At 42.1% G+C, this 18,757-nt stretch carries 15 protein-coding genes; 6 read left to right on the top strand and 9 right to left on the bottom strand.

The features are described from left to right. Positions 1 to 282 precede the first annotated feature (282 nt). The 6 genes from F986_RS17945 to F986_RS11205 form a co-directional block, all read right to left on the bottom strand. Positions 283 to 1,427 (bottom strand): IS3 family transposase gene (locus tag F986_RS17945; protein ID WP_115613877.1). Its coding sequence is split into 2 segments (ribosomal slippage): positions 283 to 1,163 and positions 1,163 to 1,427, totalling 1,146 coding nucleotides; the frame shifts between segments, so codons are not numbered across the junction. Between the two features lie 248 nt (positions 1,428 to 1,675). Next, positions 1,676 to 2,161, bottom strand: a complete 486-nt coding sequence (locus F986_RS11225; protein WP_004695144.1) for a DUF934 domain-containing protein — start codon at positions 2,159 to 2,161, stop codon at positions 1,676 to 1,678. Further along, entirely contained in the window at positions 2,154 to 3,797 is a 1,644-nt protein-coding gene (locus F986_RS11220; RefSeq protein WP_004695142.1) for a nitrite/sulfite reductase, read from the bottom strand. Before F986_RS11220 ends, F986_RS11225 begins: the two co-directional genes overlap by 8 nt. A gap of 381 nt (positions 3,798 to 4,178) precedes the next feature. After that, on the bottom strand, positions 4,179 to 6,581 hold the full coding sequence (locus tag F986_RS11215; protein ID WP_004695140.1) for a glucose/quinate/shikimate family membrane-bound PQQ-dependent dehydrogenase: 2,403 nt from the start codon (positions 6,579 to 6,581) through the stop codon (positions 4,179 to 4,181). Between the two features lie 184 nt (positions 6,582 to 6,765). Beyond that, on the bottom strand, positions 6,766 to 8,043 hold the full coding sequence (locus F986_RS11210; protein ID WP_004695139.1) for a carbohydrate porin: 1,278 nt from the start codon (positions 8,041 to 8,043) through the stop codon (positions 6,766 to 6,768). A gap of 120 nt (positions 8,044 to 8,163) precedes the next feature. Continuing rightward, complete coding sequence (locus F986_RS11205; RefSeq protein WP_004695137.1) at positions 8,164 to 9,282, bottom strand: CaiB/BaiF CoA transferase family protein; 1,119 nt, start codon at positions 9,280 to 9,282, stop codon at positions 8,164 to 8,166. A gap of 209 nt (positions 9,283 to 9,491) precedes the next feature. Here F986_RS11205 and F986_RS11200 point away from each other — a divergent pair, with 209 nt between their 5' ends. The 4 genes from F986_RS11200 (at position 9,492) to F986_RS11185 (ending at position 14,570) form a co-directional block, all read left to right on the top strand. Further along, positions 9,492 to 10,502: an AraC family transcriptional regulator gene (locus F986_RS11200; protein WP_004695134.1), complete on the top strand. Its 1,011-nt coding sequence runs from the start codon at positions 9,492 to 9,494 to the stop codon at positions 10,500 to 10,502. A gap of 189 nt (positions 10,503 to 10,691) precedes the next feature. Next, positions 10,692 to 11,897 carry an acetyl-CoA C-acetyltransferase gene (locus F986_RS11195; protein ID WP_004695133.1) on the top strand — a complete coding sequence of 402 codons (1,206 nt, stop codon included), beginning with the start codon at positions 10,692 to 10,694 and terminating at the stop codon, positions 11,895 to 11,897. Between the two features lie 11 nt (positions 11,898 to 11,908). Beyond that, positions 11,909 to 14,041, top strand: a complete 2,133-nt coding sequence (locus F986_RS11190; protein ID WP_004695132.1) for a 3-hydroxyacyl-CoA dehydrogenase NAD-binding domain-containing protein — start codon at positions 11,909 to 11,911, stop codon at positions 14,039 to 14,041. 187 nt (positions 14,042 to 14,228) lie between these two features. After that, positions 14,229 to 14,570 carry a hypothetical protein gene (locus F986_RS11185; protein ID WP_004695130.1) on the top strand — a complete coding sequence of 114 codons (342 nt, stop codon included), beginning with the start codon at positions 14,229 to 14,231 and terminating at the stop codon, positions 14,568 to 14,570. Between the two features lie 32 nt (positions 14,571 to 14,602). On the opposite strand, the gene F986_RS11180 is transcribed toward F986_RS11185, so the two are convergent. After that, a complete protein-coding gene (locus F986_RS11180) occupies positions 14,603 to 15,037 on the bottom strand; it encodes a GNAT family N-acetyltransferase (protein ID WP_004695129.1) in 435 nt (144 codons plus the stop codon). 59 nt (positions 15,038 to 15,096) lie between these two features. After that, entirely contained in the window at positions 15,097 to 16,311 is a 1,215-nt protein-coding gene (locus tag F986_RS11175) for a class I SAM-dependent methyltransferase (RefSeq protein ID WP_004695127.1), read from the bottom strand. Between the two features lie 106 nt (positions 16,312 to 16,417). Between F986_RS11175 and trhA the strand changes: the two genes are divergently transcribed. Next, entirely contained in the window at positions 16,418 to 17,059 is a 642-nt protein-coding gene (trhA, locus tag F986_RS11170; RefSeq protein WP_004695126.1) for a PAQR family membrane homeostasis protein TrhA, read from the top strand. Between the two features lie 143 nt (positions 17,060 to 17,202). Further along, complete coding sequence (locus F986_RS11165) at positions 17,203 to 18,552, top strand: MFS transporter (RefSeq protein ID WP_004695125.1); 1,350 nt, start codon at positions 17,203 to 17,205, stop codon at positions 18,550 to 18,552. Between the two features lies 1 nt (position 18,553). On the opposite strand, the gene F986_RS11160 is transcribed toward F986_RS11165, so the two are convergent. Next, the coding region (locus tag F986_RS11160) for an integrase core domain-containing protein (RefSeq protein WP_004695124.1) at positions 18,554 to 18,757 on the bottom strand (204 nt) is incomplete at its 5' end.

Genomic DNA, 18,757 nt, shown 5'->3' with positions numbered 1-18,757 from the left:
TCTGCTTTGTGATTATTCAAAAGTAGCTTTGATGATTTATTAGCTATCGAACATGCCAAATCAGCAGGGCAATTTGGACATTTACTTACTCGAACTAAAGGAAATGATCGAACAAGCATTGTTGGTCTAATATTAATAGAAAATTCGTCTAATAATTTTTCTAATCTATCCCCTCTTTTATACTTATTTATGAGATCTACTAACTGATCTTCTGATAGGTGAGAGGTGGTCCCACATGTTTGAACAACTAAAAGCTTATTTATAAGTGATACTCTGCTCTAGTTAAGCTACCTTATTTTGTTGTGGTAGCTGGTCATAGTAAAACTCATCTGGAGTCATTTTGTCCAGACTCGAATGAGGTCGTTTCAAATTATAAAATTCAAAATATGCGTTTAATTGCTTCTTCGCATCCAAAACATTGCTGTAGGCTTTGAGATACACCTCTTCATATTTAACGCTCCGCCATAATCGTTCAACCATCACATTATCAACCCATCGACCTTTACCATCCATACTGATTTGAATGCCATTTGATTTCAATACATCAATAAATGCATCACTGGTAAACTGACTGCCTTGGTCTGTATTAAATATTTCAGGTCGACCATATTTTTCAATAGCTTCATTTAATGTTTCTATGCAAAATGTAACCTCCATACTAATCGATACTCTATGCGCAAGTACCTTGCGGCTATGCCAATCAATCACAGCACATAAATAAACAAAGCCTTTTGCCATAGGGATATACGTTATATCCGTAGACCACACTTGATTACTGCGCTGAATAGCCAATCCTTTGAGCAGATATGGATATTTGCGGTGAGCTTGATTAGCCTGGCTTAAATTTGGTTTGCAATATAACGCATTAATGCCCATTTTCTTCATTAAAGTACGTGTATGACGTCGTCCTATATGATGTCCTTGACGATTCAACAAATCACGCATCATACGGCTACCTGCAAAAGGATATTGCATATGTAATTCATCCATACACCGCATCAGCTTCAGATCTGATGCACTCGCAGGTTTTGGGCGATAATAATAACAACCACGGGAGACTTTCAGCAGCTTAGCTTGCTTAGATACTGAAATCTGAAGTGAGTCGTCGATTAACTTTTGTGGTTGAAGCGGCCCAGTTTCTTCAACACACCTTCTAAAAAATCAATTTCTAATGCTTGCTCACCAATTTTTGCATGTAGTTTTTTTAGATCGATGGGTGGTTCTGTTGGAGCTTTTGATTGATCGAAAGCTTGCGAGGAAGCTGAAATTAATTGATTTTTCCAGTCGATAATTTGGTTTTGATGAACATCAAATTCAGCACTCAATTCAGCAAGTGTTTTTTCTGCTTTAATCGCAGCAAGTGCTACCTTAGCTTTAAAATCATTTGAATGATTTCTTCTTGGTCTACGTGCCATAAAATACTCCATATATTGATGTTTATAACATCATTTGGGGAGCAAAATATCACTTATAAGTGTTGTTCAAATTTCCTGATCCACCTCTGTGTTCCAACTCCTGGCCTACAGTTTCAATAATCAAATTATCAGCACTCAAATGATTCATATGAAAAACTTATAAAATAATAATAAAGTTTCTTTTAGCATAAAACTTATTGTGTTTCATCAAAAAAGCCAAACTTTCGTTTGGCTTTTTTGATGAACATTCACTTGAAAATTTAAGCACCCGTTTGATAACTGGCTTGTGCAACGGCTGTTGATGCTTGATACGGATTTCTAAAATCATTTAAACCCGCAGCAGCTTCAAGAATGTCTTTACCTTCTTTAATAACAAAGGTATCAAAGCCTGAACGTTTCATGTAGTTCAAGACATCTTTAAACACATCACCTGTTGCGCGTAGTTCGCCTTGGAAACCTTGGCGACGTAATAGTGCTGCAAATGAATAGCCACGACCATCGTTAAAGCCCGCAAAATCAATAAAGATGGCATCTAACTGATCTAAAGGGAACTCATGCGTTTCAGGAGAAGCATCGACTGTAACAAGGAGTGCTTTTTTACCTGAAACTTGAGCCAATTGATCTAACTGCTCAACCGTTAAAACCACATCACCTTGCGGTAAAACGCCCTCTTCACCAATCACTTGGTAAGTGTTGTCTGCAATCGAGCCGTCTTTAGAGAGGACTTGTCGTGCTGTATTAAGCATATGCACGCTCCTTAAAGGGTTGAATGCCCACACGGCGATAAGTGTCGATGAATTCTTCACCCTCAGCACGAAGGTCAAGATAGGTATTCAAAATTTCTTCAACGATATCTGGCACAACTTCAGCTGCAAATGATGGGCCTAAGATGTCACCAATTGAAGCATCATGATCGGCATTACCACCCAAAGTGATTTGGTAGAATTCAGCGCCTTTTTTGTCCACACCTAAAATACCAATGTTACCCACATGGTGATGACCACAGGCATTCATACAACCTGAAATATTCAGATCCAGTTTGCCAAGGTTATAAATGGTATCTAAGTCATCAAAACGGCGTGAAATCGCTTCTGAAATAGGAATCGATTTCGCATTTGCCAGTGAACAGAAGTCACCACCTGGGCAGCAAATAATGTCGGTTAAGAAACCAATGTGCGCACGTGCTAGATTGTTTTTCTCAAGAATAGTCCAAAGCTCAAACAAATCTTTCTGTGGCACATCCACCAAAGAAATATTTTGCTCATGCGTGGTCCGCAGTTCACCAAAGGTGTATTTGTCTGCAAGGTCTGCAATCAAATTCATCTCTTCAGTGGTCACATCACCCGGTGCAATACCCGTACGTTTCAACGAAATCGTTACAATACGGTAGCCCTTCACTTTGTGAGCATTGGTGTTGATATTGAACCACTGTTTGAATTTTGGATGCGCAGCAAACTGTTCAGAAAAATCTTCATCTGCATAATCTTGATAATCAAACGGTATAAATTCTTCGTCTAATTTCTGCAAAATTTCAGGCTGAATTTTTAAAGTTTTAATGGTGTGCGCAAACTCAGCTTCGACTTTTTCAGCAAAAACTTGAGGCGTCAACGCTTTCACCAAAATCTTAATACGTGCTTTGTATTTGTTATCACGGCGACCGTGTAAGTTATAAACACGCAGTACGGCTTCTAAGTAAGCAATCAGGTCTTCACGTGGCAAGAAGTCACGAATGAAACTACCAATCACAGGGGTACGACCTAAGCCGCCACCGACTTTAATTTTATAGCCAATTTCGCCCGCTTCATTTTTAACGATATACACCCCAATATCATGGAATGAGGTCGCTGCACGATCAGTTTCTTCAAGTGCTGATACAGCAATCTTGAACTTACGTGGCAAGAAGGCAAATTCTGGGTGGAAGGTTGACCATTGACGGATCAATTCACACGTTGGACGTGGGTCAGCCACTTCACCAGCAACCACACCTGCATATTGGTCTGTAGTCGTGTTACGAATACAGTTACCCGAAGTTTGGATCGCATGCATTTGTACAGAAGCTAGCTCTTGAAGCATGTCTGGAACATTTTCTAGCGCAGGCCAGTTAAACTGAATATTCTGACGCGTTGAAACGTGTGCATAACCACGGTCAAACTCAGTTGCAAGTTCTGCAACTTTGCGCAATTGCGTTGAGTTCATCAAGCCATAAGGCACAGCAATACGTAACATTGGCGCATAGCGTTGTACATAGAGACCGTTTTGAAGACGTAATGGGCGGTACTCATCTTCAGTGAGTTTTCCAGCTAAATAACGTTCCGTTTGGTCACGGAACTGTGCAACACGTTCATTGATCAGTTGCTGATCGAAATCAGTATATAAATACATGGCGTACAGCTAGTAGTTTCATTATAACGGCTGACAGCATAACGAGATTTAAACTATCAACAAAATGCGTTTTTTACATATTTCATAGCTGTTTTATTGATAAGGATAAGTAGATGTACTGTTTGTCCCTAATCCTAAAGGTTTTTTCTGATTAAAGTATTTTTTATTAGATACTTATACATTATTCAGCTAACTTCCTTCAATCTATCGTATACACGCTAGCCCATCCATTGCTACTACGTGAATTTTAAACTCGGCTTATCTGGGTAGAACTCAATTTTTCTATTCTTTCCTCCTCATCACTTTGCCCTTTTAAACCGACTGTATATAAAAATAGCCTGACGAATCAGGCTATTTGAAAGTTTAAATGACTACACACGATTATTTGGCATCGGGTAAGGCATACGCCACCAAGGCATCTCCCATCTTGGTACCAAATGAACCATGACCACCCGCCATAATGACTACATACTGTTTACCATTGGCTTCATAGGTCATTGGTGTTGCTTGACCACCCGCTGGTAGACGACCTTTCCAAAGTTCATCACCATTGGTCACGTTGATGGCACGGATATAATTATCCTGCGTACCACCGACAAACATCACATTACCCGCAGTTGAGATTGAACCACCAAGCATAGGAACCCCCATTTTAAATGGTGGTAATTGAATCCCCGGTAAACTGTCGCGGATTGTACCAATACGACGTTTCCATGCAACTTCGTGGGTATTTAAATCTACGCCCGCCACAAAGCCCCAAGCAGGCTGTTTACATGGCAAACCAAATGGAGACAAGAACGCACTGATCTCAACACCGTAAGGCACACCATACATCGGTTGTACACCCGCTTCGGTGCCTGCACCTTTGGCTGTTTTCGGACGGTTTGGATCGGCTGGAATGAGTCGAGAGACAAACGGTAAACCGATTGGATTCATCACCGCAATTTGACGATCAGGGTTAACGGACATACCGCCCCATTCAAATACACCTAAGTTGCCTGGGAAAACCAAAGTTCCATTTTCTGAAGGTGGGGTATAAATACCATCATAGTTCAGTTTGTGGAAAGACACACGGCACATCAACTGGTCAAACATGGTTGCGCCCCACATTTGCTTATCTGTCAATTTCTCTTTTGGCGCAAGGTCAAAGTCAGAGAAAGGTTGTGTCGCAGAGTAACGCTCACCTTTGGTTTGCGGCCCACGTTTCACCGTTTGTGGTACAGGTTTTTCCGTAATTGGAACAATGGCTGCACCAGTACGACGGTCTAGAACAAAGGCATTACCTGTTTTCGTTAACACGTAAATGGCAGGAACCATTTTGCCTGACTTATCTTTAATATCCGTCAATGTCGGTTGTGATGGTACATCCATATCCCACAAATCATGATGCGTGGTTTGGAAGTTCCACACCAACTTACCTGTTGAGGCATTCAGTGCCAGCATTGAGTTAGCATAACGCTCATGCAACTCGGTACGGTTACCGCCCCAAATATCTGGCGTGCCCACACCCGTTGGAATGTAAACCATATCCAAGGCTGCATCATAGGCTAATGGTGCCCATGCATTCGGTGAGTTTTGAACATACTTTTGACCTGGAGCTGGAATCGCGTTCGGATCTTCTGCACCTGTGTCAAACACCCACAACAATGCACCCGTATTCACATCATAACCACGGATCACACCTGAAGGTTCTTCAGTTGAATAGTTATCTGTGGTTGAACCCGCAATAATAATCGTCGTGCCTGTGACCACAGGTGGAGAAGTTGGGATATAACCACCCGGATAAGGGAATGGCATATCTTTTTGTAAGTCGACTTCACCATTTTTACCAAAGTCCGTACAACGCTCACCAGTATCAGCATTGATGGCAACCAAACGACCATCATTGACAGGTAAGATTACTTTACGTGGGCACAACTCAGACGATGACTTTTTATGTTGCAAGCTGGCTTCAAAACCAACTGTATTGTTCGCATCATAATAAGACACGCCACGACAGGTTAAATGCTGAAAAGTATTGTCCGATTTCAACTTCGGATCAAAAGTCCATTTCGCCTTACCTGTCGCTGGGTCGAGGGCAACCAGTTTTTGGTGCGTGGTACAGATATACATATTGTCCCCAACTTTAATTGGGGTGACCTGATTGGTGGTTTCACCAGAGTCATTTTCTGTTTTAAAGTCACCTGTGTTATAGGTCCAAGCCACTTTTAAATCTTTAACATTCTCAGAATTAATTTGCGTTAAAGGAGAATAACGCAAACCAGACTGAGTACGACCATAAGCAGGCCAGTCGCCATCAGCAACACCCGGAATGGACTGTGCGGTTGCAGGTTGCTTGCTGCTCAGTTCACCTCGAATTTCTTGAGGGTCATTAAACACAGCATAGATCATCACTGCAATGGTAATTGCCAATGAACCTGTTAAAACCAGTTTTGCACTTTTTACGTTGTCAAAACCACGCGTTACCGCTGGAATGAGTAACCATAAGCCAAATAAACCAAGGATATCTAAACGTGGCGCCAAGGCAAAGAAGTCTGAACCCACTTCCCATAAGCCCCAAACCACTGTACCCAAGACCAGCAACGCATAAACGATTAATGCCGTACTTTTTAATTTTTGCAGTAGAACTGCAGTCGCGATGAAGAGTAAACCTGCAATGATGTAGTACCAAGACCCACCAAGCACTGCAAGATAAATCCCTCCTATCAGCAGGACTAAACCAAAGATCACAGCAATCACAGCTGTAAAAGTTTTAAGCCCTGAACCTGAAGACGGAGTACTCATATTGACCACCTTTTTCTTAGATTCTGTTAAAAGCTCATATCGTTTCAATATCGATATGAGCACCTAGACAGTTTTTAGATTTTAAGTATCTGTCCAAACGACTTATTTCGAACAGTTTTATGCTTTGAACAACCGTAAAAAGTATTTATCAACCTTGTTGGACAAATACTTATCGATCTAGAAACTAAAATGCGGTCTGGAATTTAATTCCGCCGACCCATGCATTTTCACCATTTTTATACGCGCCTACATGGCGGATATATTGGATATTGGGACGAATGGTTAACCAGTTAGCTGCATGTATACCGTAGTAAATCTCGGCATCATATTCTTCACTTTGTAAGCCACGGGCATCGATGCTGTTATTGGCAATATTCGCGTCATTGACATCATCATTGATATTAATACGGGCTAAGCCAATCGCGATTTCGTCTTGAGGGCGAGCATCAAAAGCGCCTTTATAGACCAAGCCAATATTCTGCATGTCGCGAACCGTATTGGTATCTGAATCATGTAATGTGAGATTCACAAAGCCTGTTAAACCGCGCGCGGCATCACCGTGATGTGCTGTGAGTTGCTGCTTAGCAACCACCCACCCCCCTTGCTTATGTGAGGTTTGCTGTGGGTTTTGAATGTCTGTGGCATCTGCAGAACTGTAGTAATAACCCGCACGATATTCGCCGGGTAACTTATTTATACCTACAGCAGGTTGCCACACCACTTCAGCAGGAATAATGGCACCCTGCGAACCGTCGGTACTTAAGTTCCAGCCTTTGCCACGTTCTAAGTTTTCAGGGTTATATTCATACACCCCAACTTGTGCATACAGGTCTGGCCGAAGGTTATATTTGACTCGCGCAGCCCATTGGCTGACAGGCCAGTTGTACCACTGGTCATCGACCCAGTTACCAACTTGAGAGCCACAGAGCGCAAGGTTTTGGAAATCACAGTCGAAACTGTTGAAGTCTTCACCCTCACCAAAACGACCGACTTTGATGTCTAACTTTTGATCCATGAACTTTTTCTTAATCCACAAATCGGTTAAACGCCACGTCTGTCCACGCCCCCACACTTCTTGAGTGGAGCTTAAATGTCCATCTAAAGCATCGGATGTTTGAGAAAGTGAACGCCCATTGCGTTCGGTAATGGTGATTTGAGCCTCAGTATCCTGCCAACCCAAAATCTTGTCTAAATCGAAATGCGTACCAAATGCAAACTGATCTGCATATTCGGTACCATGACTTGAAGAATGTGAGGCATCGAGCAATGTTGCCATTTCACCCGTATAGCCAAAGCTAAAGTCGTAGCCTTTTTGCTGCAATGCGCTGCGCTGACCATTCCAGTCACCCAGCATCCAAGGGCTTTCTGCCTCAAAGGCATTTGCAGCATACACACTTTGAAAGCAGCAACTGAGTGCTAAGAGACTGAGGTTAAAACACCAACTTCTTTTACATTTATTCATAATTGGTGACCTTTCTTACAAAATTACAACTAATCGATATGATACGCTTTATTTGTATAAAAAACCCATTTTATGACGTTTTGTTGTTTTAAATCTATCCAGATTATCGCTATATGATATTTATAAAGAATCAAAACCAAGTGGTTTGCCTATAAATTCATATCTTATTTTTGAACGTGAAAACTTAATTGGACAAGCTAATTGTTGTTCGCTTTTTGTACTCCCCTCTTGTAAAGGTACAGAAACCACCCATGTACGATCTTTGGCCAACTGCGAATCGAGTGCTTCATCCAACGTTAATACCGGCTCAACGCAGACATCTTGCTGCTGAAAAATTGCGTTCCACGTGGCAAAATCTTGGGTTTTAATTTTGTCTTTTATTGCTTGTTTCACCACCTGACGGTCTTCGGTTGCCAGTGAGGCTCCTTTTTCAGCCACAATCGGCAATTCTAAAATCTGGGCCAACCCATGTAAAAACTGTGGCTCTAAACTCCCAATCGATAAATAACGTCCATCTTGGGTTTCATAATAGTCATAAAAAGTCGCACCATTGAGATAGCTTTGCTCAGGCCCTTGTTTTTCCTGTCCTGCTAAGCTCGCAGCTGCGGCCATGCTACTGAGCCCCACCACACAGTCGGTCATAGAAATATCAATATACTGCCCCAAACCACTCCGCTGCCTTTCAATTACTGCCGCTAAAATTCCAATCACGCTATGCAAAGAGCCTCCAGCAATATCCGCAATTTGAATCCCCATTGGTGGTGGTCCACTGTGCTGTCGCCCACTATGTCCCGCGATCCCTGACAAAGCCACATAGTTGATATCGTGTCCTGCTTTATTTTGATACCCCCCTGTTTGCCCATAACCCGTAATGGAACAATAGATCAAGCGTGGATTAATTTCAGATAAGGTCTGATAGTCGAGTCCTAATCTTTGCATCACACCTGGACGGAATTGTTCAATCACAATGTCATAGTCTGAAATTTTCGATTTGATCAGTTCAATATTGGCAGGATCTTTCAAATCCAATGCCACTGCATGCTTATTTCGGTTGAGATAACTATGTGCAGTGGCCTGTCCATTGGCATAAGGTGGCATTAAACGGATCAGATCGGGGCGGGTTGGAGACTCGATGTGGATCACTTCTGCACCTAGGTCTGCTAAGTACATTGTTGCAAAAGGTCCGGGTAAAAGTGTAGAAAAATCGAGAACTTTCAATCCTTTCAATGCCATATCCATGTTTATTTTCTCTTTTTATGTTGATTTTTTAGCTATTTTAGAAATATAAAAGCAACAAAACAATGTCATGTTCAGCCATTTACCTTGATCATTTCGGCAATTTAACATGTAAAAAGGCAAAAAACTTTAGTGTAAATTGCCTAAAATACTTTTTTTAGCGTCATTTAGGTCAAACGCAAGTGAATATAAAAGAGACTGAAGGATTAAATATGAGCCGCGATACCATTAGTATCCATTTCGTCAATGCGGCTTTAACTGGCGTAAAACGTCTCGGCATGGATGTCGAAACATTACTTTCTCACGTAGGGATTGAGGCAGAACTGCTGCGTCAACCTAAAGCCCGTATTTCTCCAGAACAATATACTCGCTTCGTTAAAATGTTATGGATGGTGACCCAAGACGAACATGTTGGCTTCGATAAGCAACCACGTCGTTTAGGTACGTTTGCCATCATGTGTCAGCTGATTATTCATGCCAAAACCTTAGGTGATGCTTTAGAACTGTCTTCACAGTTTTATAAATTGTTTGGTGATGAGTGGTCGGTGACCTTAGAACGCGACAAGCATGAAGCTCGTCTTGTTCCTCAGATTCCGAAATCGATGGACCCAGATCACTTCATTACCGAAAGTATGCTGATGATTTGGCATGGTCTCGCATCTTGGTTGATTGAACGTCGTTTACCACTGGAACGTGTACACTTTGGTTATGAACGTCCGACTCATGCAGATGAGTATGATGCCCTATTCTTCGCACCTGTGATGCAGTTCGACATGCCGCGTACCGAAATCACTTTTGCCGCAGATTATTTGGACTTACCAATTCGTCAGAATGAAGAAACATTAGAAGAGTTCTTAAAAGCCGCGCCTGCACAGTTGTTGGTGAAATTTAAAAACACCAACTCACTCACTTCACGTATTCGTGATGTATTGAAGAGTCAAATTGGTGAGGAAATGCCAACTCTGAATGATGTGGCTTCTATGCTGTATTTATCTCCACAAACGTTGCGTCGCCGCTTAGCCGCTGAAGGTAAAAGTTACCAAGGCGTGAAAGATGCATTACGTCGTGATGCCGCGATCCACCTACTATTGAACCCAGGTTTGACTTTAGAAGATGTGGCACAACAAGTGGGCTTTAGTGAAACCAGTACATTCCACCGTGCCTTTAAAAAATGGACTGGGGTTACACCTGGTTTATATCGCCAACTACACGGCTATCACTAATTTTTTAGTTTGACGACGGTTCGGCACATTGCTAAACCCAAGATTTCGATCTTGGGTTTTTTATGCCCCAATCTTCAGTCTATTGGCAAAAAGACTCATCTGACCTGACCCGTTCTAGTCATTGCATCACGGCCATTAATTTGTACACTCAAATGCATAACAACTTAAAAGTCATAAAAAGGAACAGCTATGAGCGAGGCTTATATCATTGACGCCATTCGCACACCACGCGGAAAAGGAAAGAAAGATGGTTCACTGCATGAAGTGAAACCGATTACGCTATTGACCACATTGTTGAATGAATTGAAAGATCGTCATCATTTAGATACTTCTAAAGTAGATGATATTGTCTTGGGTTGTGTCACGCCTATTGCAGACCAAGGTGGTGATATTGCTAAAACTGCGGCAATCGCAGCGGGTTGGGATAATGATGTTGCAGGTGTGCAAATTAACCGTTTTTGTGCATCAGGTTTAGAAGCGGTCAATATGGCTGCGCAAAAAGTACGTTCAGGTTGGGAAGACATTGTTGTTGCAGGTGGTGTCGAGTCGATGTCACGTATTGCAATGGGTTCAGATGGTGGGCCATGGGCATTAGACCCTGAAACAAATTTAAAATCACACTTTGTTCCGCAAGGGATTGGTGCAGATTTAATTGCAACATTGGATGGTTATACACGTTCAGATGTCGATGCCTTTGCAGCAAATTCGCAACGCAAAGCAGCAGCTGCGCAAGCTGCGGGTTATTTCAATCAATCAGTGGTTGCTATTAAAGACAAAGCAGGAGTGACCATTTTAGATCAAGATGAATTTATCAAACCGTCAACAACAGCGGAAGGTTTGGCAAAACTCAATCCAAGTTTTGAAATGATGGGTGCAATGGGTTTTGATGCGATTGCATTACAACAATATCCAGAAGCGCAAAAAATTAATCATGTGCATCATGCAGGTAATTCATCGGGTATTGTCGATGGTGCAGCGCTTGTATTACTTGCTTCCGAGAAAGCGGTCAAAGAACAAGGTTTAAAACCACGCGCCAAAGTATTGGCGACCGCATTGGTGGGTTCTGATCCAACCATTATGCTCACTGGGCCTGCACCTGCCGCACGTAAAGCATTGGCAAAAGCGGGTTTAAGCATTGACGATATTGATCTATTTGAAGTCAATGAAGCCTTTGCATCTGTAGTCATGCGCTTTATGACGGAATTGAAAGTGCCTGCTGAGAAGGTGAATGTGAATGGTGGTGCAATTGCGATGGGGCATCCATTGGGTGCGACAGGTGCAATGATTCTCGGAACATTACTGGATGAATTAGAGCGTCAGGGCAAAAAGCGTGGTTTGGCAACATTGTGTGTTGGTGGTGGCATGGGTATTGCGACCATTATTGAGTTGGTATAAGGAGAATAACAATGAGCGCAATTCAATATCTAAAAAATGATGATGGCATTATTATTCTGACCTTGGATTCACCGAATCAATCTGCAAATACCATGAATGCGGATTTCCGTGTAGCTTTAGAAAATATTGTTTCTAAATTGAAATCTGAAACTTCTATTACGGGAATTATTTTCCGTTCAGCGAAAAAAACCTTTTTTGCAGGCGGTGATTTGGATGAATTGATCCAAGCACGTTTGGAAGATGCCACACCATTTTTTGAAATGATTCAGAAAATGAAAGCAGAGTTTCGTTATATCGAAACTTTAGGTGTTCCTGTGGTTGCAGCATTGAACGGTACAGCTTTAGGTGGCGGTTGGGAAATCGCCTTAGGTTGTCATGCACGTATTGCATTGAATGATCCTAAGACTAAATTTGGACTTCCAGAAGTCACTTTAGGTCTACTGCCGGGTGGTGGTGGTATCGTGCGTATGGTACGCCTTTTAGGTCTACAAAATGCTTTTCCATTCTTAATGGAAGGTAAGCAATTTGGGGTGGATAAAGCAAAATCGCTTGGTTTAATCCAAGATACTGCGGGAACACCTGAAGAGTTGATGGATAAGGCCATCGCTTGGGTAAAAGCTAATCCAAAGTCACAACAACCGTTTGATGTTAAAGGCTATAAAATTCCGGGTGGTGATCCTAAAACACCTGCAGTTGCGCAAATGCTGGCGTTTGCTCCTGCAATGCTCCGTGATAAAACCAAAGGATGTTATCCAGCACCTGAAGCGATCATGGCGGCTGCGGTTGAAGGTGCGCAAGTCGATGTGGACACGGCACTGACTATTGAATCACGCTATTTTACTTATCTGGCGACAGGTCAAATTTCCAAAAATATGATCGGTACTTTTTGGCATGGGCTGAATGCCATTAAAGCTGGTGCAAGCCGTCCTAAAGATGTTGCAAAATGGCAAGCGACCAAAGTCGGTGTGCTCGGTGCGGGGATGATGGGTGCAGGGATTGCTTATTCAACAGCGATCAAAGGTGTTCAAGTTATCCTGAAAGATACCTCTGTTGAAAATGCTGAAAAAGGTAAGGCATATAGCCAAAAACTTTTAGATAAGCGTGTTTCACAAGGACGTATGACCGCTGAAAAGCGTGATCAGGTTTTAAGCTTGATTACTGCAACAGCATCTGCGGAAGATCTGAAAGGCTGTGATTTAATGATTGAAGCTGTATTCGAAAATCAAGAACTCAAAGCGAAAGTCACCCAAGAAGCTGAAGCATTCCTTGTTAATGGTGGTGTGATGGCTTCAAACACCTCGACATTACCGATCACAGGTTTGGCAAATGCATCGAAAGATCAAGCAAACTTCATTGGTCTGCATTTCTTTAGTCCAGTCGATAAAATGCAATTGGTTGAAATCATTAAAGGTAAAAACACCTCTACTGAAACTCTGGCAAAAGCATATGATTATGTACAGCAAATTGGCAAAATTCCGATTGTTGTCAATGACAGCCGTGGCTTCTTCACCAGTCGTGTATTTGGTACTTTTGTTCAAGAAGGTTTACGTTTACTGCATGAAGGTGTACATCCAGCTCGTATTGAAATGGCAGCACTCAAAGCAGGTATGCCCGTTGGCCCATTAGCCATTCAAGATGAAGTTGCGTTGACGCTTTCTGAGCATGTTGCCAATGAAACCCGTAAGGCACTTCAGGCTGAGGGTAAAGATTTACCTCGTTCAGGTGCAGATGATGTGATTCAAACCATGATTCATACTTTTGATCGTAAAGGCAAAGCTGCTGGTGCAGGGTTCTATGATTATCCAGAAGGTGGTAAAAAGCATCTTTGGGAGGGTTTGAGTCATTGGAAAAAAGATGTAGATATTTCTGAACAAGAAATGATTGACCGTTTCCTGTTTGTGCAAGCGCTAGATACTTTACGTTGTTATGAAGAGAACGTCCTAGAGTCTGTGATTGACGCCAATATAGGCTCGATTTTTGGGATTGGTTTTGCGCCATGGACAGGTGGTGCAATTCAGTTCTTAAATCAATATGGTTTAGACCAAGCTGTACAACGTGCCAATGAACTTGAAGCGAAATACGGTGAGCGTTTCAAAGCACCGCAACGTCTGGTTGAATCGGTGCCATCGGGTCAGATTCGCTAAAACTTCAATCTTAAAAAAGGGATCAGCAGATCCTTTTTTGCGCTCGCAGCACACAACAAAATTAACCTGCTGATTCAGCATCTAATTTTGACTTATTTTAGTGCATTCTTTTCAAGCCCGATGCAGTTTTTTGTGTTATAAAGTTACATAGTTTTAGATTTATTTTTATTCAATTGGGCTGTTGCACATGACTGACAATACTTCTCCTGAAAAATCACCATGGGGTTGGAAAGCACTGATTATTGCTTTCATTTTAAGTGGAATTTTCTTAGGTATCTTCTACCTTGCGATTACCAATGAGCCTGACTATATGCCAAGTCAGCAAACGCAGCAAAACTCTCAGCAACATACTTTTAAAAATGCGCCTGCAATGTCTGAAGAAGCGATGGCCAAAGCACAAGCGGATAAAGATGCGCGCGAAGCAAGAGCTCAAGCAGCTTCTGAAGATACCACAGAACATGCAACCGCTGATGAGCACGACATGAGTGCCGATGAACATGCGAAAATGTCAACTGAACATGGTCACTAATATGCTGTGACTAATAAAAAAGCCCTGAAAGATCAGGGCTTTTTTATGGATGATAAACGCATATGGATATGCGGAATACCACAATCCAAATACTCCTCACCCTCTTGCATAAAGCCCAAAGCCTGATAAAACGCTTGCGCATGCACTTGAGAGGATAAGACTAAAAATGGATGCTGTTGCTGTTGAGCATATGCAATTACCGCCTGCATCAGAACTTTGCCTACGCCCAAACCACGATGTGACTTCAAAACTGCAACACGACCAATACTATGATTTTGCAAAAGTCGTCCAGTTGCAATGGCTTGATCTTGTTCATAGACCACAAAATGAACTGCGATTTCATCTTGCTCATCCCATTCATCTTCAGCAGCAATGTTTTGCTCTTGAATAAAGACTTGCTCACGAATCATTTTCGCAGCCTGTTGCAACTCATCCCATGTTCCGTGCGTAATTCTCAAGCTTGGCATTTTCATTTCCCTATAAATCATCTCTATATTGGTCATTGCACTAAAAAGTGATGTTCAGATCAGCATTTACAGCCTACATCTTGCTGATCCCATTGATTATTCAACAGCAATTCCAGTGAGTGTTTTTGAATACCATACATCTCTTTCAAGGCTTGAATTTGTGCCAAGACTGCAACATCGGGCGCTTGATAATCCTTACGCTTGGTTGCCAAAATCATTTTATTCTTACTGGTATGCTCAAGTGCTACAAACTCAAACACTTTGGTTTCATAGCCATAGGCTTTGAGTAATAAGGCACGAATAGTATCCGTCAGCATTTCAGCTTGCTGTCCTGCATGAATGCCAAACTGCAACATCGGTTGCAACACGAGTGGAGCTTTCAGTTGCGGGCGTAATTCTTTATGACAACACGGCGCGCACATGATCATTTCGGCATTTAAACGAATGCCGGTATGAATCGCAAAGTCAGTCGCGACATCACATGCATGCAGCGCAATCATCACATCGAGACGTTCAGGTTGGTACGTCCGAACATCACCCTGAAAAAAATCAAGTTGCTGAAAATCTGACTTGTTCGCAACCTCCTGACAGAATTGTACCATCTTGCTGTTTAGCTCAACCCCAGTCACAAAAGGATTGATATCTTGCTTCAGCAAATAATCATACAAAGCGAAGGTTAAGTAGCCCTTTCCTGAGCCAAAATCGACCACGCGCAGTTGTTCAGGCAGTTGAATATGACTTAATGCCCCTGAGAAAATTTCGACAAACTTATTAATCTGCTTCCACTTACGCGCCATACTGGGAATGATGTGCGCTTTTGCATCGGTAATACCAAGCGGCTGTAAGAAATAACTGTCTTGATCGACAAAACGCTGTTTGACACGGTCATGACCTTGCTGCTCAACAGCTTTGGTTACCGTTTTATTTTTACTTTGCGTCAGCATAGCTTTCTTCTTGTTCTTCTTCAGTTGCAACTCTTGTTCAGTTGTCAGCAGATTGGCTTGTTTACACTGCGCCAAAAGTGCAGTTACCGTATCAAGTGCTGTGTCTAATGAATAATTTTTGGTGACATCTTGGGTTTTATGGCGATATAAACAGCTCAATACAGGCTGTCCTTGTAACATGACGACTCGAAAAGTCATCTTCTCGAGTTGCTCAAGTTCACCCTGATATTGACTCAGAATCATCCGATCAAAACTTTGAGATTCAAGCGCTTGCTGAAAGGCTTGAAGGAATTGCTGCTCTTGTGCAGAGGACGATACCGAAACGGTCATAATAGAAACCAAAAAAAGAATTGCGATTAAATTTTAAAGCGTCTTACGCTAAATGCAAATTTGAATTACGATACAGTTGTATATTTTATAAAAATGCACATGACTTATGAGCGCTCGCCCTGTTGTAAACTACGATCCAGTTGAAGAAAAAATCAACTTTATTAGCCATGCTATTGGTGCAGGTCTTGCACTCATAGCGGGTATTTTATTGATTATCAAAGGATCTTACTTAGAAACAGCGCAGTGGATCGGGCTGTGGGTCTATGCTTTGAGCCTATTTTTATTATTTGCCGCATCAAGCTTGTATCATTTTGCCGAATCTCCAGAGCGTCGCGGCTGGTATAAAAAATTAGATCACACTGCCATTTATTATCTGATTGCGGGCACCTACACTCCATTTTTGTCTATTGCACTGCCCACACAAAAAGCCCATTACCTACTCATTGCACTTTGGGTGATTGCAATCATTGGTACACTATTCAAGTTAGTTTTCATTCATCGCTTTGAAAAAATTTCACTGATTGCTTATCTGCTCATGGGATGGCTGGCTGTGCTGGTAATGGATGATATGCAACGCTTTTTATCTAAACCTGCTTTGACTTTTTTAATCATTGGTGGACTTTCCTATACCATCGGTGCATTGTTTTATGCGCTAAAAAAGGTAAGATATACGCACGCTATCTGGCATATTTTTGTATTGATTGGTGCAGGATCACATTTCCTGTCCATCTATCTTTACGTGATATAACCCGCGCACACTACATTTTTTAGTAACCCTAATTCCGCAGTCTGCCCGAGGAACATTCGTATTTTTTTAAAAAATTACGCCTTTTTTAAAAAGATGACGCTTTTAAAACTCAGTTCGACTATTTTTTAAGTGTAAGGTCTACCATGGCGTCATTAAATACTGCTGTTGCTGAAAAACAGCAGCCTGTAAACTCAAAATTTCGCGTACTTACAGCCAGTCTCGTAGGTACCACAATCGAATTCTTCGATTTTTATATTTATGCGACTGCTGCAGTCATCATTTTTCCGTATTTGTTCTTTCCAGCAAGTACCGACCCGATGACCGCTACAATTCAGTCATTAGCAACCTTTGCGATTGCCTTTATTGCACGCCCGATTGGTGCTGCACTGTTTGGACATTTAGGTGATCGTATCGGCCGAAAGGCGACCTTGGTTGCAGCTTTGCTGACCATGGGACTTTCAACCGTGTGTATCGGCTTATTACCCACCTATGCACAAATTGGAATTGCCGCGCCATTACTGCTTGCGCTGTGTCGTTTAGGTCAAGGACTCGGCTTAGGTGGTGAATGGTCGGGTGCTGTATTGCTTGCCACGGAAAATGCACCTGAAGGTAAACGTGCTTGGTATGGCATGTTTCCCCAACTGGGCGCGCCGATTGGCTTTATCTTAGCAACTGGTTCATTCTTAACGCTGGGTCATTTTATGACTGAAGAAGCGTTCATGACTTGGGGCTGGCGTATTCCCTTTATCTCAAGTGCTTTACTGGTGATTGTAGGTCTGTGGATTCGTTTACAACTCCATGAAACCCCCGCGTTCCAGAAAGTTTTAGACAAGCAAAAAGAAGTTAACATTCCATTTAAAGAAGTGATCACCAAGCACTGGGGCATGTTGATTTTAGGTACCATTGCAGCCATCTGCACTTTTGTGGTGTTCTACCTCACAACCGTATTCGCTTTACAATGGGGTACCAAACAGCTCGGTTACACCCGTGAACAGTTCTTACAACTTCAACTGGTCGCAACCCTCTGCTTTGCTGCATTCATCCCCTTGTCGGCGGTTTTTGCGGAAAAATTTGGTCGTAAAACCACCTCTATTGCAGTCTGTATTGCTGCGGCATTATTTGGTTTAGTATTCTCAAGCATGTTGGAATCAGGCAATACCCTTGTTGTGTTCTTGTTCCTGTGTATTGGTTTATCCATCATGGGTTTAACCTATGGACCAATTGGTACTGTGCTCTCTGAAATTTTTCCAATATCCGTTCGTTATACAGGTTCAGCACTAACCTTTAACCTTGCGGGGATCTTTGGGGCTTCATTTGCACCTCTCATTGCCACCAAGCTTGCAACCACCTATGGTTTACACGCAGTAGGTTACTACCTCACAGCGGCATCGCTTCTGTCTTTATGTGCGTTCTTAATGATTCGTGAAACCAAAAATGATGATGTAAATAATCAAATTGAACCGTACCGGGTTTGTCGGAGACTTTTTATTTAAGTTAGGCCACCTGACCTAACTGGTTAATTTTATCATAGTACATTGCTTCAAAATCAAAAGGTGATACATAATCTAGCGCACTATGTACACGTTCTTTATTGAACCAATCCACCCAGTTTAGTGTCGCAAGTTGTACATCTGCTAAACCTTGCCAATCTGCTTTTAAATATTCAATCACCTCTGTTTTGTATAAGCCATTCACCGT

Source organism: Acinetobacter johnsonii CIP 64.6 (assembly GCF_000368045.1).
In the GTDB taxonomy this organism is placed as follows: Bacteria; Pseudomonadota; Gammaproteobacteria; order Pseudomonadales; family Moraxellaceae; genus Acinetobacter; species Acinetobacter johnsonii.
This window is presented reverse-complemented; position numbering and strand designations above follow the sequence as displayed.

Coding starts and splice junctions, on each gene's coding strand:
- F986_RS11190 (WP_004695132.1), top strand. CDS start 11,909: ATGAGCGCAATTCAATATCTAAAAAATGATGATGGCATTATTATTCTG.
- F986_RS11185 (WP_004695130.1), top strand. CDS start 14,229: ATGACTGACAATACTTCTCCTGAAAAATCACCATGGGGTTGGAAAGCA.
- F986_RS11210 (WP_004695139.1), bottom strand. CDS start 8,043: ATGAATAAATGTAAAAGAAGTTGGTGTTTTAACCTCAGTCTCTTAGCA.
- F986_RS11215 (WP_004695140.1), bottom strand. CDS start 6,581: ATGAGTACTCCGTCTTCAGGTTCAGGGCTTAAAACTTTTACAGCTGTG.
- F986_RS11220 (WP_004695142.1), bottom strand. CDS start 3,797: ATGTATTTATATACTGATTTCGATCAGCAACTGATCAATGAACGTGTT.
- F986_RS11205 (WP_004695137.1), bottom strand. CDS start 9,282: ATGGATATGGCATTGAAAGGATTGAAAGTTCTCGATTTTTCTACACTT.
- F986_RS11180 (WP_004695129.1), bottom strand. CDS start 15,037: ATGCCAAGCTTGAGAATTACGCACGGAACATGGGATGAGTTGCAACAG.
- trhA (WP_004695126.1), top strand. CDS start 16,418: ATGAGCGCTCGCCCTGTTGTAAACTACGATCCAGTTGAAGAAAAAATC.
- F986_RS11175 (WP_004695127.1), bottom strand. CDS start 16,311: ATGACCGTTTCGGTATCGTCCTCTGCACAAGAGCAGCAATTCCTTCAA.
- F986_RS11165 (WP_004695125.1), top strand. CDS start 17,203: ATGGCGTCATTAAATACTGCTGTTGCTGAAAAACAGCAGCCTGTAAAC.
- F986_RS11195 (WP_004695133.1), top strand. CDS start 10,692: ATGAGCGAGGCTTATATCATTGACGCCATTCGCACACCACGCGGAAAA.
- F986_RS11200 (WP_004695134.1), top strand. CDS start 9,492: ATGAGCCGCGATACCATTAGTATCCATTTCGTCAATGCGGCTTTAACT.
- F986_RS11225 (WP_004695144.1), bottom strand. CDS start 2,161: ATGCTTAATACAGCACGACAAGTCCTCTCTAAAGACGGCTCGATTGCA.